Below are 15360 nucleotides of genomic sequence, written 5' to 3' on the forward strand. Positions count from 1 at the left end.
TTTGGGCCGAAAGCTGGCCCGCAGCAACCCGAATGAATGGAGCCGCTGCAGCCATTGCGCATCGCTGACATCGGTCTTGCGCCCCGGCACGTGCTTGGCATCGCGCGCGTTGACAAGAAACACAGTAAATCCCCGGGCATCGAGAAGCTCGAAAATCGGAATCCAGTAGACGCTGGTCGATTCCATGACGACGGTCTCGACGCCGCATTCAGTAAACCAGTCGACCAGCCGATGCAGATCGGCCGTGAAGGTACCGAAGCTGCGGACCGGCTCGGGTGCGCGATCTGCCGTCACGGCAGCCATGTGCATAGTCGCTCCGACGTCGATGGCAGCCGCGTTCGGGTGCACCATCGGCATCTTACCGTCGTTCCTCGACTTCGATCTTTTGGGGTTCATCTCCAATCCTCCTGCTGACGGCGGCGGAAGGGCTGGGCTGCGCTATTAGTCAGATTCCTAAACGGGATCGCCGGATGGCGTCACCACTCTCAAGTGCGCAACAACCCATGGACCAGGTTTTTTAACGGGGTCACGTGCCACCAAAATCGTATCGGCCGCTCCCTTCCCGTCGGCAATCTAGCGCCGGCCGTTTCTATCCCACAGGGGGCGCGCAGCGCCGCGCATAGTTTTTTAGAGGGCGCGCTCACCAAGGCGGGATTGCTGAGCGCAAAGCGATGATCGACCGTGAGCACGATCTGTCGATCAGCAAGCAGGCGGAAGTTTTGAAGATCAGCCGCGGCAGCGTCTACTACCTGCCGCGACCGGTGTCGTCCGCCGACCTCGCGCTGATGCGACGGCTTGACCGGCTGCATCTGGAGTTCCCTTTCGCCGGTTCGCGTATGTTGAGAGGTCTGCTGGCTGCCGAGGGGTGCAAGATCGGCCGCCGGCATGTCAAGACGCTGATGCGGCGGATGGGGATAGAGGCGCTGTACCGCCGCCCGCGCACCACCAAACCTGAGCCCGGGCACAAGATCTATCCATATCTGCTGCGCGGCATGGAGATCACACGCCCGAACCAGGTATGGGCAATGGATATCACCTACATCCCGATGGCGCGTGGCTTCGTGTACCTCGCGGTCGTACTGGACTGGGCGACCCGCCGGGTTTTGTCGTGGCGGCTGTCGATCACGATGGAGGCGGCATTCTGCGTCGCGACACTGGAGGACGCTTTGGCGCGTCACGGCAAGCCCGAGATCTTCAACACCGACCAGGGCTCGCAGTTCACCGGCACGGCCTTCACCGGCGCGCTCGCCAGCAACGGCATAGCGATCAGCATGGACGGCAAGGGCGCTTGGCGGGACAATGTGTTCGTCGAGCGGCTGTGGCGCAGCGTCAAATATGAGGAGGTCTACCTGCGCGCCTACGATACTGTGTCTGACGCCCGCACCTCGATCGGCCGATACCTCGACTTTTACAATGGCCGACGTCCACACTCGAGCCTTGACGGCAGCACACCGGATCAAGCCTACTTCAACCAGCCGCCAATCCGCATAGCGGCCTAACCCCGGCAGACGCTCCACTTATCGACGCGGAGATTCTGTTTAGACAACCGGGACCAGCTCAGATCATCGAACTGGTCCCTCCTGAAACCAGCGCAGATAAGGCATCGTCCAGCCCTTGTTGCGGGAGTTAGGTGCGTCCACTCTCGAGCATGAAGGCTCACCTGTTGGCGGTGGAACCGCAGGGTCTCAATGCCGCCACGCGGGCGCGGACGAGATCGCGCATCGCTTCGTGGACCTTCATTGGGAACCCGAGGCGCGGGCGCACGACAAAATCGGATGAAGACCAGCCGGGAAGAGCTTGAATTCAGTGGAGTCGCTCCGAAAAGCTGATCGTGTCAAATTAATGACAGAATCGCGATGCTCCTCCGACGAGCAAGGCTCGATCGCTTTGCTTGGAAGTTGAAGAGGAGGAACTCAGGTTGGATGGGCAGTTACAGGGGTTGATCGACGCGGTCGATCTGGCACGCGACGAGCGCTCCATTCGCAACGCGATCAAGAAGTTTGCTGTCTCATCCGGCTTCGATCGTTATGCCTACATCCATGTTCACGGCGACGATGCGGTTGTTTTCAGCGATTATCCTGCGGAGTGGTTGAGCCTCTATTTTGCAAAGCATTACACAACCATCGACCCTGTTGTGACGACCGCCAAGCGCAGCATGCGGATGTTCGCCTGGTCAGCGGAGGAACGCGAGCTGCGCAGGAGTTCGCGTGACATCAAGCAATTCTATTCGGAGGCAATTGACTTCGGCATCCGCTCCGGCGTTTCCGTTCCGATCAGGACGAGCTATGGCCGAACCGCGATGATCACGCTCGCATCAGATCGGCAGCGGGTCGAGGTCCCGGCATGGGATCCGATGCAGGCGGCATTGGCGCTCGCCTATATTCACGTTCGGCTCAGCCTGGCGTCTGGGTCGTCGTCCTTCAAGACGGGGACTGTGACGCTGTCGACGCAGGAGGCAACCTCGCTCAGCTGGTCGTCACACGGCAAGTCAATGAATGTGATCGCGGACTTGCTTGGGATCAGGCCACGAACGGTCCAATTCTATCTGGATAATGCGCGCGACAAGCTCGGTGCCAGCAATCTCCAGCAAGCCGTCCGTATCGCCATGGAGAAGAAGTTGATCTAATCTACTGCGACCGTGTCGGACGACCCTGCTCTTCGCGATCTACTATGAACGACGACACCCGGCCCGGAGCTCGCTTGCCATGACGATTAGCCGGCGGGAACTTTGGGAACGTAGCCGAGGCGATCGATCAGGCTGTTGAGGACAAGCTGACGCGCCCGATGCTCGGTCTCCGCATGTTCATTGGCTCGTTGGAGCTCTGCCCGACGTTCGGGACAAGAGGCAGTGTCAGCCTCTGCGGCTAGCCGCTGCAATCGGGCCGTCTCGGCGAGCGCGACGCTCGCACGGTATTCGCGAATGGCGTCGATGGTCAGGCGCTCGAGCTCAGGTTGTCGCATTCCTCCGAAGGCATGCTCAAGCTCGCAGTTGAGCCCGGGGTCGGGTGATCCATCATCATTGTTCGATGCCACAATTCTCACACAGATTTGGTCCGCGGTGCGCCCCCGCCGACGACAATCCCCTTGATCCCAAGCCGGGGGTTAGAAAACCGCGATTAGACGGCCCCTGTGACCTTTAGCACCGAGATGCCTGGACATGCGTCACAGGCCCCCGGCCGTTAGGTCGGTGCCGCCACGGCCGGCACCAACCGCTAATCGAGGGGTTTCTAAGCCCCAGGGCAGCGCGTACTGCCCCTGCGATTCCTTATAGAGTGAAGAGGCGCTGGGCGCTAGCCGAGGACAATGCGGCGAATTCAACCGAGTTGATGTGGTGGTCCGAGCGGCCAAGAGCTTGGTGACATGAAAAGTGCGCCGATGATTGGTAACGTCCAACACCCCTGTTGGATATCGAAAAAGAGACTGACCGGCGGGAGAGCGGCTCCGCAGAATCGAGAATCGGCCGGATCGCGGACCGCTTGCATCAAGGAGCCCATGGCCGGCAGCGTAGCGCTGCCGCCAGTGCCCTGGCCGCTTTCCAGCCGAGGTCGTGTAAAGACCTATTTCGGCTTGCTGACGCCAATGCCGGTCAGATCGATCCTGATGCCCGCCTTGTTTGGATCGCCCGGCTTGTTGTCTTGCCCGGTCCCATCGTCGGGACGGCTCTCAGGCTTCGTCGCGTCATTCCCATCCACGGGCTTGTCGCCAGTGTCCGCCCCTTGCGGGCTGGCAGGCTGCCGGGATCGGGCTCGTCGAACACAAATTTCCCGTCAAAGTACCCGGTCTTCCAGGCCTCGATCGCATCGCCGAACGCCTCGTCGACCGCCGCGCCATACCATTTCATGACGATGCGATAAACCTTGCCGAACAGCGCCGTACCCACCCTGATATTGGCGCAGGCGTCGACGAGATCGGGCTTGAGCTCGGCGACGTCGGTGACGCCGAGCCCGGCCGGATATTGGGTCACCCCGACGCGAACCATGGCCTGCCCAACGTAACGGCGGACGAGCTCCATGGCCTCATCCGCCGTCTTGGGCGGCGTCACGAGGATGACGCGGTTTCCGGTCCGGACCGTGACAGCGAGCGGATCGGGTGCCCCGACCGCGCGGATGAATTTCTCGACGATCGCAGGCTTCAGAGTAGCATCGGCGCATTGATGAATGGTGGCGGCATCGATCATGCGATCCCCCCTTCATGTGTTGAACGAGAGCACGAGCGGGAGGGCGAACAGGCGAGCCCAGGCTTGGGTGCTCACTCTTTGAATCGCGAGGACGTTGGTGCCGGCGGTCCACCAGTCGTTGCCAACAGCGACAAGCACGTCGGGCGAGTGGAGCATCGACTGCAGGACGGGCCAGACGAGCAGCTGCTCGTAGCAGATCAGTGGCGCGACGCGGCGGCGAGCGGACTCCACGAGTGGGTTAGCAAAGAAGCTGGCCCTGGCGCCTCCGCCCTGCCCCGTCCATGCGAGCCAGGGTTGCCACATCGAGACCGGCACCGGCATGCGCTCGCCATAGAGCCGGCGCGCGCGACTGGCGCTGACCTCCATCATGGCATTGTCGTAGCCTTCACGATCGACGATCGCCGCACCGGCGATCACCGTGATGTCGGAGCCGCGAAGGCCCTCCATCCAGAGGCCGCTCGTGGTCGGCGTCCACAGCCCGGCCGCACTCTCGGGAAGCACGACAACGCGCGCTCCGGCCGCGCCCGCTTCGCGCACGCGCTGGAGCAGCGCCTGGGATTGAGCGAGATCCGGAGCCCGCCCGAGCGCGCTGCCAAGCTTGGTATCGAGGCCAACCCATCCGCCTGGTTGCGACGGCACGATCCAGTGCGCGGCCGACCAGGCCCAGAAGCTGGCCGCGACCAGCGCCGCGACGAGCCATGCACCGGTCGTCATCGCGACCAGGATCGCCGCGGTCGCGCCCAGTCCCCACCATCCCCAACCGGGAAACAGAACCCCGGCCGCGGTGATCGGCTGTGCCCATCCGACGATCCCAAAGGGAGGCACGCTCATCAAGATGGTCGCGAGCGCAAAGCAAAGCACCCTCCCCCATCCCGGCCGGCTTTGCCACAGCACGGCGTGGACGAGGACGAAGATGGCCGCCGCGCCGATGCACAAGGCGATGCCGACGCCGAGATCAGTGCCGTAGAAATTGAAGACGCTTTGCGGCAGGGTGCGCGATGCCGCCAGGAAATAGGCCGCGCTCACCACCGCCGAGATCGACCGCGACGGCGCGAACGCCCACAGCGTCGGGAAGGCGCAGGCGAGCGGCAGGGCGAGCGCATGACCGCACCAGGCAGCAGCCCCGACTGCGGCCGCAGCGACGACCGTCGCTGCGGCGCGCCATACGCTAGGGACCGAAGGTGAACACGGGCCGGGCGAGGCCGAGAACGCCCGATGACGGGATCGGGCCGAAATAGCGGGAATCATATGAACCTGCAAAATCGGAGTGGAGATAGAGCTCGCCGGCGGGTATGACGCCGCCGGCAAAGGCTAAGAGAGGACGGCCGGCGGCATCGGCATGCCGGACATCGGAATTGGGAAGCGGACGGCCGTCGATCGAGACCTGTTCGGCGACATCGACCGGTTGGCCGCTGACGGCGGCGACAGTCTTGATGAGCGGGCTTAAGCCCCCGGCGCAAAGTCCGCGACGGATGTAACCGCGCGCGAATGCGCGTTCGAACTCGACGGTGTCGGGCGGACAGATGAAGATGAGATCGCCGACGGCGGCGGCCCGATCCAGCGGCTCGATCCGCCAGAGCCCCCGCGGGTAGCTCGGCGTCAGGTTGATGCGCAGTCCCGCGCACCAGCCGGCGCCTGCCACGGCGGCAATGACGCCGGCGCCAGCCGCCAGGATCACGAGAGGGAAACGCCGTATGATCATTTCAGGGTCTGTCCCTGGCTCTGGGCGAGATGCTGCGCCTCGGCCTGTTTGAGGGCCTGCGCGGTGCGCTCCTGGGCGGCAAGCTGCTGTGCTACGCGCATGGCTGGCCAGGCTTCTTTCAGCTGTTCGCGCCGCGCCGGATCCATGCCGACGGCCGCCTTCTCGAAGGTCTGCCCGTTGGGCTCCTTGGCGGCGCTCGACAGGAATGTGCGATCGCCAAAGCGCTCCGCGATAGCCTTGTTGAAACCATCAATCTCCGCTTTCACCATCCTATCCTCGAGCGCAAATTCGAGCGCGCTCGGCAGGTCATTGCGGTCAATGGCATCCCGTACCCGCTCGAGCACGCGACGTGCATCGCGCGACAAAGCGGGGATGTCGATTGCGACACGAAGCCGGATCGCGCGTTCCTCAGCCTCGTGCTTGTGCTCGGCCTCGGCGCGCAGACGTAAGTAGCGCTCGATGTCGCGCTTGAGCGCCGACACATTGGCCTCCGCGCGCTGACGTTCCTGCTTGTCGGCCTTGCCCGCCAGCAGGCCGGTTTTGCCGCGCAGCGCCCCGAAGGACTCCGGGTTCGTGCCAAGACGGGTGATCGTCGAGCTCGCGGCCGCGGGGTCTTTCAGCATGGCGTCAAAATTCGTCGCACGGAACGCGCGCTCGGGATCGACAAAGACGAGGCGGAAGCGGCTGGAGACATCCTCCCACTGCTTCTTGATGGCGGGGTCGGCAAGGATCCTGTCCTCGACGGTGTCGATGAGGGGTTTGGGAAATGTCGTGACGCCTGCGACCATGGGCTTCGCCTCCTTGTGTCCGGTGTTGATGATGGGTTTGCGGGCATCGACGAGGCCGAGTTTTGCGGCGAGCGCACGCAGCCGATGGCGGACGTCGACGAGGCGCTGCTTCTGGCGAACCGTCCAGCGCAGGCGGTCGTTCACGAGCGTGCGCGCCACCTTGACGATATACAATCCGCGATTCGCGGCAAAGCGCAGCGCATCGCGATAGAGAGCGCCGCGCTCATAATCGAGCGTGGTCTCCTTTGCCCGCCGCTGCGACAGGATCGGGATCAGACCACCGGCCTTCTGGAACGACCGATGGCCGTAGTAGAGCGCCACATCCTGGCGATGGCGGGTCAGCGCGACATAAGTCAGGTGCTTGTCCAGAGACAGCGTTGCCAGCACCTTGACCCGGTCGACGGTTGCGCCTTGCGCCTTATGCACGGTCGCCGCATAGCCGTGATCGATATTGCGATAGAAGCGCTGATCGACCTGGACGCGGCGGCGGTCCTCGCCCTCCCCGATCTCGGCGACGAGGCGCTTAGGCTCGGCTGCCACGACCTTGCCGATCATGCCGTTCTTGACGCCGAGTGAGCCCTCGTTCTTCAGGAAGACGATCTGGTCACCGGGCGCAAACCGGCGCTCGCCATCCTCTGTCCCGAAGGCATGTCCCTCTCCGACGAGACCGCGCCCGACGAGCTTGGCCCGCGCCATCTCGTTCAGCGCGCGGACGTCGCGGCGCAAATGCGCCAGGATCAAGGTCGACTTGGATGGATCGTAGTCGCGGTTCCAATCGGCGATGAGGTTGTCGATCGCCTGCGCCTTCAAGTCCGCGCCTAACAGGCATCCATGATCGCGATAGGCGGACAGGGCCTCTCCCGTCCGGCCACGGGCAAGATCGAGCGAGGCCTCGCGCATCCATTGCTGGCGCTGGCGATAGATCGTCTCGAGTTCGGCATAGCCGATGCGTTCGGCGATCGCGCGAAACGCCGCCCCCGCTTCGATCGGCTGGAGCTGCTCGGGATCGCCGATCAGGACGAGCTTCGCGCCCGCCTTTGAGGCTGTTTCGACGAACAGCGCCATCTGCCGCGAGGCGACCATGCCGGCCTCGTCCAGGACAAAAATCATTCTATCGTCGAGTCGGTCGCGGCCGCTCTTCCATCGCAATTCCCAGGAGGCGAGTGTGCGGGATTCGATGCCCGCCTCCTTCTCCAATCCCTCGGCCGCCTTGCCCGCCAAGGCGCCGCCAACCACGCGGTAACCTGCGGCCTCCCACACCTCGCGCGCCGCCCGCATCATCGTGGTCTTGCCGGCGCCGGCACGGCCGACAACCGCCGCGATCCTCATCCCGGACGCCAAGTGCTCGATGGCGGAGCGCTGCTCGGCCGAGAGGTTGGCGTGCCGCGCGGACACGGCCGCAATGACCGGAGCCTTTACCGCGAAAGCGGTACCGCCCGAAAGGTGGACGGCGCGCCGCGCCATCTCCGCTTCGAGGCGGATCAGCTCGCCCGTCGTGTATTTCGCCGGCGCCCGCGCGCCCGTTGCGAAATCGACCGACTCTCTTTCCAGTCGGAGCGCATCGGGGCTTTGCAGCACCCGCGCCATCAACTGCTGGAAGATTCCGGCATCGTCGACATAGCGATGCAGGAGCTTGCCGACATCGCGCTCATCGAACACGCTCTTCTCCCGGGAAATCATGTCGAGCACGATCTCCGGGCGACGCTGGATCCGCCTCAACGTCTCTTTCCGGTTCTCGTCGAAGACGCGCAGCCGGTCGAGCTCGGGATCGCGCCCCTCGCGCTCCGCCCGGCGCTGGATGGCCTTGGCCGCGACGCCGATATGAGTGGTCGGCACGACGTCGATGCCGCGCTCGGCGTAGGACCGCCCATCGACCCGAATCTCGTGGCCATTCAGGGCGAGATGCTGGTTCTGCAGGTCGAGCCAACCGTTGCGTTGCTCGAGGAACTCCTGTTTCTCGCCGGCCCAAAGCCGGTAGGCGATCTTGCCGGATTTCATGCGCAGCGGCTGGCCGTCTTCTCCGACGACCGCGACCCGCTTTGGCCCGAATCCGCCCTCGGTGAGAGGCCGCAGCGTCGTCATCAGGTGGACATGCGGATTGCCCGGCTCGTCGTGATAGACCCAGTCCGCGACCTGCCCACGCGACAGCACCTGCTCGATCACGAACTGGCGCATCAGCGCGATGTTCTGTTCGCTCGAGAGCTCGACCGGCAGCGCGATGATGAACTCCTTGGCGAACTGCGCATCCGCCCGCTTCTCGAAGGCTTCGACCCTGTTCCAGAATGCTTCCGAGGCACCCGCAATGGTGCGATCGGCGATCATGGTCCGGAGCCAGGCAGGCGCGTTGGCCGGCAGGAGGAATTCCTCGTGGATCATCCCGCGCTTGCCCGAATAGTCGACGGTACGGCCCTCGGCCTCGAACTCCATCTTTGCGCAATGCCGGTAGGCGGCGGCCAGGACGGCGCTGCGGCCATCGCCGCGTCCGATGAGCTGGGGCGTGAAATGGGTGATGGCCACGGCTGGAGCGATCCTGACAAGAACGAACATGCTGTTCGTCGGGATCGGCCTGCCCATGCACGGCGGGAAGCAGGACGTCGCCTCAAGCGACGTATTACTGCGCCCTTGGAAGCCGCTCCTTCGGAACGGCGGGATGATCTTCCAAAGCGTCGGCTTCGCCGACCCCGTTAATTACCCGGGTCGCGCTTCGCGCTCACCCCGGCTTTCCTGCTGAGCGCTTCGCGCAAAACTGAAAGGAAAGGTCTTCCGGAATGAAAAAGCCCTCGCGGCAGATCAGGGACGAAATCGCTCGGCTCCAGGAGCAGCTGAAGCAGGCTGAAACACGGGAAGCCGAGCGCATCGAGCGCATCGCGCTCAAGGCCGGAATGGGAGAAATCGAGATCGACGAGGACGCGCTACTGTCGGCTTTCGAGGAGGTCGCCGGCCGGTTTCGCAAAGGCAGGAGCCGACCCGCTAAGGCGACCACGGCCATCCCGCCTGTCGCGCCTGCGGGCCTGTCCGAAAGCGGCTGGGCGATCGCCTCGCCCTCGCTTGATTACCATCATTGTAAGGTCTGCTTTTGGACGGTCCACTCGAGGCGTTGAACGACCGACGTGTGTGCCGAGCCGGCGGTGGGGTTGGGCCGCTCCTTCATTTCCGCCGGAAGCGCCCCGACAACGCTATGGGACCGAGGAGAAAGCGGTCGTAACGCAGCGCGCTGCAGAGTGGTTGCGGGGGCAAGATTTGAACTTGCGACCTTCAGGTTATGAGCCTGACGAACTAACGCCGCCCAAGTCCTCCCCGCATAGTAGGAAGACGCTAACCGCAGTTTAAGCGCAATTGGTTGACTACCCTTCCGGAACGTCAATGGACATCCCTCGCATCGAAGCGTCGATCGACCAAGTCTGGGAATCAAGGGATTACGCTGGATCTGGTCGGGGAGGGACCGGAACCCCCTACCCCAGCATTATCATTCCCCCACTCGCCTATCGGGTCGGCTCGTCGCCTCGTGTTTTGTCGTGCCCCACTGCATCAACGTCCTGCTTCGCGTCTCGACGGCGGCTAGCGGCCAGCTCCGAAAGCTCGTTCTTCAGTGCATATCGTCGGGTTTCGAGAGCAGGCATGTCGTCGACGAATTGGCGAACTTGGCGAGCCAACTCGTGATCTGCCGCCACTCCAGAGCGATCTAGCTCGGCGGCATACTCGAGATATCGCCGCCTAATCGCGTCCTGACGTGACCTAATCTGTTCGTCCCAAGGATGTTTGGCAGTCTGGCCGCCCCTCGCCTCCGAAAGGACCTCCTTACGCGCGAGCCGATCGACATCGGGCGTGATCTTTCGCCTGCGCATAGCGAGCACGGCCCCCCGATCGGCCTTTCGAACCCGTCCGCGGCTTCGCCGCGGCGTTGCCTCCGCCGCGATACCGCGAAGCCGGAGTTCGCCAGCAAACCGCTCCCGCCAGACCTGAAGATCCGCCTTGCGGGGGTTAAGGCGCCTGCCGTCATGGCCGAGGGATCGGACCGTCAAGTGCACGTGGGGATGCTTATCATCGAGGTGCTGGACAAAGACGTAGTCGTGATTGTCCCCGAACGTCTCGATGGCAAACGCCCGGACCGACTCCTTGACGGCGGCGGCATCGGTACCAGCCGGCATCGACAGAATAATGTTGATCGAAAGCGAACCATCGCGGCGGCGCTTGTCGTCGAGACCGACATCATCCTCCCAGCGTTGCTGCAGGTCTTTCAATCCAGAACGCCCCGTCAGAGCCGCGCCCTGCTCCGTTTCCGCATCGAGCTCACCGTTTCGCGTGATGTAGGCAAGGTGCGACTTGAGATGCGCCACACCCTTGGTGCGACCGGTGATCTTGACCATCACCTCTGGTGCTCGGCGCACGATGCGCTCGAGCTTTGCACGCATCGCCGGCGTAAGGCGGCCTGGAGCGGTCGGATCCGGGATATCCCACTCGGCCCGCCTTGGGCGCCGATTGGGCGTTTCCCAGACGTACGAGATCGGCGGAAGATCGGAGGCCAAGTCGTTCGACCGCGGCGAATAGCGCCGACTCATCTTCGTCCATCCCAATAATCCGCGTTGCCCTGCAACGCATTACGTAGTTGCGCGAGCTCGTTCTCAATGACCAATTTGGCCTCTTGAATGGCGGACAGATCGGGCTCAACCGCCCTGGCCTGCAGCACACTGGCGTTTGCGGCGCGTGCGATCTGGTTGATGTTGCCGCCGATCCGATTGAGCTCGCGAACGATCGCGCGAAGCGCCTCATGCTCGCTCGGGGAATGCTGCACCGGCGATCCCAATCGCGAGCGCACCAGGGCGACGATCCAGCCAGTTCGCGTCATCCCACGCTGATGCGAGACCTCCGCAAGTTGCCGCATCTCGCCCTCGCGAAATCGCACCGTCACCTTCTCCGGTCGTCCGACAGGCACCGCCAAGATGCGCGGCGATGGTGCAGCTAGTGCCTCAGCAATGAGGCGCCGCAGCAAGGCGGATTTGCCGCCTTGGGTAGCTGCGAGAGCCGAGAACTCCGCCGCGACTTCGTCGGAGACACGAAGCGAGATCAGAGCCATGCACTCGAATCCCAATCGCGATGTAATACATCGCTGGCGCGAAGCCTATCCTGCACTAGAAAGTGCGAAACCTTCCATCCCCTCCATGTTGGTTCAAACCAACGGGCTCGGCATTCAAATCTCGGGAGTTGCTGCAGGCGAGATGCAGCCCAGGTGACGATCGATGCGGAGAATTCCTCTGGGAATGACGCAGCCGTCACCCCCAGTGCTTCTACTCCAGGGACGCCAAGCGCGCAGATCGGCAACGTTGGCACCGAATATGTGGACCGCGGCTTTCCAGCAGCCTCCGGCCTCTCTACAGCGCTGTGGGGGGTGCGTTCGGCCTCCGGCTGCTGCGCTAACGCGCCATCCTTCGGATGGGAAATCCGCTCCGCCGGCGCACCAACTGTAGCAGTGTTTCTGAGGAGGCTGTCTAACACCAGCTTCATGCGAAAAGGATCTCTTCGATCGTGATGGTCGATGCTGCAACCTCTTCCGCTTCTTCTGCGCCATCGACCAAAAGCACTGCATGTCGTGAGCCGCGAGTCGATCGACGAGAAGACAGCCCGTGCGATCTTGGTGACGCACTCTGATCGTCAGCGACGGACTCATTCGCTCGGTCCGATCGACCGAAGAGCTGGGGGATTTTTCCGCGGTCCCCGTTACACGGTCTCTCTCTGTGGGTCGCAAACCACTTGCGGTGCGGCCGAGCTTCGTGGTGGTTGAGCTCCAGATGACCCTTTGCCATCAGCAGGAGAACCACGGACTTCCGTGCGAACTTTGCGTGCCAGTTGACGGGCGTGTGCGTCGGTGAAGCTCTCCTGTGCCGCACACAAAGTCTCGATGGCGTTGGGCTGCTCACGCCAAGCCTGGTAGAGTTCATACACAGCACGGATTGACGAGCCGGCACGCTTCGACCGGAGGAACTCCGGCATACTCTGGACCGACGCGTAGCGAGACACCCAATCCTTGGGCTTGCCTAGCTTGCGCGAGATGTCGGCCTGGCTATCGCCCCGCTCCAAACGGTCCGCGATGAATGCCGCAATTTCCGGGGCATTGAGGTCATCGCGCTGGATATTCTCGATCATCTGAGCATAACGATCCGCAGAACCACCGGCATGAATGAAAGCCGGGATTTCACGGAAGCCGGCGCGCCTAGCAGCTCGGTACCGCCGAGCGCCCATCACGATGATGTACCGGCCTTTCTCGGTCGCCTGCCGCAGCACGATCGGTTGCAGCACTCCATGCTGAAGGACCGATTCCGCAAGCTCCTCGAGCTTCTGTTCGTCGAAGCTGCGACGGGGTTGGTCCAGATCTTCGTCAATACGGTCGATGGAGATGCAAGTCGGTTGCCCGATTGTGGCGACACCTTCTTCCGCGGCGTCAATGAGCACCTTAAAGCTGAGATCAAGCGCCATGTGCTGTCTCGTCCATCTGCGCGACGACCTTGGCGAGTACATTGCGGATTTCCCGACCGGCCTCCTGCGCGGAGCGCCGCTTCAATTTCCAGACCGGCAGGCGTTCCGCGACGGCCTCAGCGTAGCCGTCCCTTGCAACAATCTGGCCCGGGAACACATATTTGCCAGCCTCGCGCAAGAGCTGCTCAAGGTGCGTCCTTTGACGGGGCGACTTGGTGTTGAAGTTCGAGGGCAGCAACCCGAGGAACTTCGTATCCTGGCGGCCATAACGCCTCTGCACGCCGATCACGGTTTGCATCAGACCTTTGACGCCCTTGATCGAATAGTCCTCCAGATAGATTTGGGCGAGCACATGCGACGCTGCAACCAAACAGCCGACACTGCGCAATCCAAGTGATGGCGGCGTATCGATGACGCAGGCATCGAAATGCTCCGATGCGATAGCGAGGTTCTCTTGCAGAGTCGTTATGGCGGCCGCATTGCTGCGATCGAGATCAGTCAGCGAGCTATCGGCCGGCGCGAGCGTTAGGCCTTCGTCTTCCCGAGGTGCGACCCGGATCCCCGGCTTGAACAGATCCGCGGCTAACGTTGAACCGGCATAGTGCCTCAGCGTGTCCGACGCATTGCTCTGCGCATCAACGTCGATCACGAGAACGCGGAGATTCGCTTCCGCCATGAACCAAGCCAAATGCACAGCAAGAGTCGTCTTGCCGACCCCGCCCTTTTGATTGTTGATGACAATGGTCTTCATCTCAAAATCCGGAATGGGTCTAGCGGCGTTGGGGTCATATCCTCGTCCATCGTGTCGTGGGGGATGTTGGTTTGAACCAACAGCGATTGCGAATCCGATCGTGGGGACGATCCCGAAATTCGTCCGGCGAATCCCCTGCCAGAAGAGTCAGGTCCGTCCGTAGCCATCGGGAGGAGCAAATTCCGGGACGCGAGACTGGGATCGTGCTCGTTGCTGGACCACTGCGACGCCGTCGCGAGAGGATCGTCCCGCGAATGCGCGGAGACCACTTGTGGGCTCCGGGAGCGTCGCCTCGGCGGCGCGAGTAGAGCTGTCCCCGGAGGGGCTCGCCCAAACGATCCATGCTTTAAGAGTTGGACACGCTGAATACGAATTCCTTTATGCGACGGCTATCTGCATCGATGGGAATTCTGCCTGTTGCGAGAAAGATTCGTGTCGCCGGTCTCAAGCCCGCCCGCCGTGACGACAAAGTGCCGACATTGCCAAATACTGGCCGCAGGAAGCTTGAATCAGGGGCCTATCTCTCACCGCCTGCTGACGCGACAAAGACCGGTGCAATTGCAGGCTAAGCAGTGTGACGCGCGTGCTACCCGTTGGCGAAGTCCCGTTGAGGACGGCTTGCTTGGCGATGGGACGCTCGCGACATCCCCTGGTGCGATCGACGTATCAATAAAATGAATCGATCCACCTCAAGTCGATTCATAAAACTCATTGGACGGCGCTTGCGAAGGAAGCGAGAATCCGTCCATGCCGAAACCGCAACCAGAACCGCTTCATCTGCACCGCATCGATGCCGCGCGCAATATGCGGCAGTTTTATGCGCTGTCCATGCAGCCGACCTTGTTCGGAGAAATGTCGCTGATCCGCAATTGGGGCCGGATCGGCACGAATGGCCAGACCATGGTGCAGACCTTCGACGGCAGTGCGGAGGCGGTCGAAGCGTTCGGACGGCTGGAGCGTGCCAAGCGGAGGCGCGGTTACGCTGCAGCGGACGAAAAACTATCATAGTCTGGCAATTTTTCGCGGATTACGGCATCTGACTGCGATGCCGGCCCTGTCTGTTCCGCTGCCTTGATGTCAGGCCGAGCAAAATCGAACCAAGACGGAGCTCGTCCCCATGACAACTGCCAATGAGATCGCCGAAAAGATTGCAGCCGAGAATGACCTGACAAAGGCTCAGGCGAAAACCATCGTCGATAGCGTGTTCAAGGCGATCGCTGATGCGGCCGTAAGCGGAGCCGAGACGAGCCTTCCCGGGTTCGGCAAGTTCAAGGTCAAGGATAGCCCCGCTCGTGAGGGCCGCAATCCGTCGACCGGCGCAACGATTGCGATCGCAGCTTCGAAAAAGCTGACGTTTACGCCGAGCTATGGCCGAAACTGGGTGATGACGGGTTGAGAGAGGCGGCGTATCGAGGCGGGTGTCGAGCCTGCCAGAACCTCAAGGAGAGCGATACGCCATGAACGAGACTAC

General features: G+C 62.5%; 14 protein-coding genes, 1 tRNA gene and 2 pseudogenes. 5 read left to right on the plus strand and 12 right to left on the minus strand.

The features are described from left to right. The coding region (locus K288_RS48130) for a transposase (protein WP_043161958.1) at positions 1–357 on the minus strand (357 nt) is incomplete at its 3' end. A 266-nt stretch (positions 358–623) separates the two neighbouring features. Here K288_RS48130 and K288_RS0139505 point away from each other — a divergent pair. Together K288_RS0139505 and K288_RS0139510 are read left to right on the plus strand one after the other, a co-directional pair. Beyond that, a pseudogene (locus K288_RS0139505) lies at positions 624–1499 on the plus strand (IS3 family transposase); the annotation flags it as partial. 419 nt (positions 1500–1918) lie between these two features. Further along, positions 1919–2626, plus strand: coding sequence for an autoinducer binding domain-containing protein (locus K288_RS0139510; RefSeq protein WP_027584399.1), 708 nt, complete (start codon positions 1919–1921; stop codon positions 2624–2626). A gap of 86 nt (positions 2627–2712) precedes the next feature. Here the strand turns inward: K288_RS0139510 and K288_RS48135 are convergent, their stop codons facing one another. The 6 genes and pseudogenes from K288_RS48135 to traA all read right to left on the minus strand — a co-directional run bounded on the left by K288_RS48135 (position 2713) and on the right by traA (position 9184). Further along, complete coding sequence (locus tag K288_RS48135; protein WP_084800058.1) at positions 2713–3042, minus strand: transcriptional repressor TraM; 330 nt, start codon at positions 3040–3042, stop codon at positions 2713–2715. A 515-nt stretch (positions 3043–3557) separates the two neighbouring features. After that, positions 3558–3692, minus strand: coding sequence for a hypothetical protein (locus tag K288_RS55585; protein ID WP_256378888.1), 135 nt, complete (start codon positions 3690–3692; stop codon positions 3558–3560). A 77-nt stretch (positions 3693–3769) separates the two neighbouring features. Further along, positions 3770–4177: pseudogene (locus K288_RS48140) on the minus strand (conjugal transfer protein TraH); the annotation flags it as partial. Positions 4178–4189: 12 nt separating this feature from the next. Next, complete coding sequence (locus tag K288_RS0139525; RefSeq protein WP_027584400.1) at positions 4190–5425, minus strand: conjugal transfer protein TraB; 1236 nt, start codon at positions 5423–5425, stop codon at positions 4190–4192. After that, a complete protein-coding gene (traF, locus tag K288_RS0139530; protein WP_027584401.1) occupies positions 5346–5879 on the minus strand; it encodes a conjugative transfer signal peptidase TraF in 534 nt (177 codons plus the stop codon). The genes K288_RS0139525 and traF overlap by 80 nt, the downstream gene beginning before the upstream one ends. Next, entirely contained in the window at positions 5876–9184 is a 3309-nt protein-coding gene (gene traA, locus K288_RS0139535) for a Ti-type conjugative transfer relaxase TraA (RefSeq protein ID WP_027584402.1), read from the minus strand. The genes traF and traA overlap by 4 nt, the downstream gene beginning before the upstream one ends. A 251-nt stretch (positions 9185–9435) precedes the next feature. Between traA and K288_RS51415 the strand changes: the two genes are divergently transcribed. Continuing rightward, positions 9436–9768, plus strand: coding sequence for a TraC family protein (locus K288_RS51415; RefSeq protein WP_084800059.1), 333 nt, complete (start codon positions 9436–9438; stop codon positions 9766–9768). Positions 9769–9889: 121 nt separating this feature from the next. Here K288_RS51415 and K288_RS0139545 read toward each other — a convergent pair. The 5 genes from K288_RS0139545 to K288_RS0139565 form a co-directional block, all read right to left on the minus strand. Continuing rightward, a tRNA-Met gene (locus tag K288_RS0139545) sits at positions 9890–9969 on the minus strand. Between the two features lie 180 nt (positions 9970–10149). Then, positions 10150–11226: a relaxase/mobilization nuclease domain-containing protein gene (locus tag K288_RS0139550; RefSeq protein WP_051334998.1), complete on the minus strand. Its 1077-nt coding sequence runs from the start codon at positions 11224–11226 to the stop codon at positions 10150–10152. After that, on the minus strand, positions 11223–11741 hold the full coding sequence (gene mobC / locus K288_RS0139555; protein ID WP_027584404.1) for a plasmid mobilization relaxosome protein MobC: 519 nt from the start codon (positions 11739–11741) through the stop codon (positions 11223–11225). The genes K288_RS0139550 and mobC overlap by 4 nt, the downstream gene beginning before the upstream one ends. 641 nt (positions 11742–12382) lie before the next feature. After that, positions 12383–13138: a ParB/RepB/Spo0J family partition protein gene (locus K288_RS49980; protein WP_244443427.1), complete on the minus strand. Its 756-nt coding sequence runs from the start codon at positions 13136–13138 to the stop codon at positions 12383–12385. Continuing rightward, complete coding sequence (locus K288_RS0139565) at positions 13128–13889, minus strand: ParA family protein (protein ID WP_027584405.1); 762 nt, start codon at positions 13887–13889, stop codon at positions 13128–13130. Before K288_RS0139565 ends, K288_RS49980 begins: the two co-directional genes overlap by 11 nt. Before the next feature lie 747 nt (positions 13890–14636). Between K288_RS0139565 and K288_RS0139570 the strand changes: the two genes are divergently transcribed. Both K288_RS0139570 and K288_RS0139575 read left to right on the plus strand, forming a co-directional pair. Continuing rightward, positions 14637–14897 carry a WGR domain-containing protein gene (locus K288_RS0139570; protein WP_027584406.1) on the plus strand — a complete coding sequence of 87 codons (261 nt, stop codon included), beginning with the start codon at positions 14637–14639 and terminating at the stop codon, positions 14895–14897. Between the two features lie 109 nt (positions 14898–15006). Continuing rightward, positions 15007–15285 (plus strand): HU family DNA-binding protein, encoded by a 279-nt coding sequence (locus tag K288_RS0139575; protein WP_027584407.1) that lies wholly within the window; start codon positions 15007–15009, stop codon positions 15283–15285. Positions 15286–15360 lie beyond the last annotated feature (75 nt).

This window comes from Bradyrhizobium sp. Ai1a-2 (assembly GCF_000426245.1).
GTDB lineage: Bacteria > Pseudomonadota > Alphaproteobacteria > Rhizobiales > Xanthobacteraceae > Bradyrhizobium.

Excerpts from the sequence above, each read along its gene's own strand:
- K288_RS0139575 (WP_027584407.1), top strand. The coding sequence starts at position 15,007 with ATGACAACTGCCAATGAGATCGCCGAAAAGATTGCAGCCGAGAATGAC.
- traF (WP_027584401.1), bottom strand. The coding sequence starts at position 5,879 with ATGATCATACGGCGTTTCCCTCTCGTGATCCTGGCGGCTGGCGCCGGC.
- K288_RS0139525 (WP_027584400.1), bottom strand. The coding sequence starts at position 5,425 with ATGATTCCCGCTATTTCGGCCCGATCCCGTCATCGGGCGTTCTCGGCC.
- K288_RS0139565 (WP_027584405.1), bottom strand. The coding sequence starts at position 13,889 with ATGAAGACCATTGTCATCAACAATCAAAAGGGCGGGGTCGGCAAGACG.
- K288_RS0139570 (WP_027584406.1), top strand. The coding sequence starts at position 14,637 with ATGCCGAAACCGCAACCAGAACCGCTTCATCTGCACCGCATCGATGCC.
- K288_RS49980 (WP_244443427.1), bottom strand. The coding sequence starts at position 13,138 with ATGGCGCTTGATCTCAGCTTTAAGGTGCTCATTGACGCCGCGGAAGAA.
- mobC (WP_027584404.1), bottom strand. The coding sequence starts at position 11,741 with ATGGCTCTGATCTCGCTTCGTGTCTCCGACGAAGTCGCGGCGGAGTTC.
- K288_RS0139550 (WP_051334998.1), bottom strand. The coding sequence starts at position 11,226 with ATGAGTCGGCGCTATTCGCCGCGGTCGAACGACTTGGCCTCCGATCTT.
- K288_RS51415 (WP_084800059.1), top strand. The coding sequence starts at position 9,436 with ATGAAAAAGCCCTCGCGGCAGATCAGGGACGAAATCGCTCGGCTCCAG.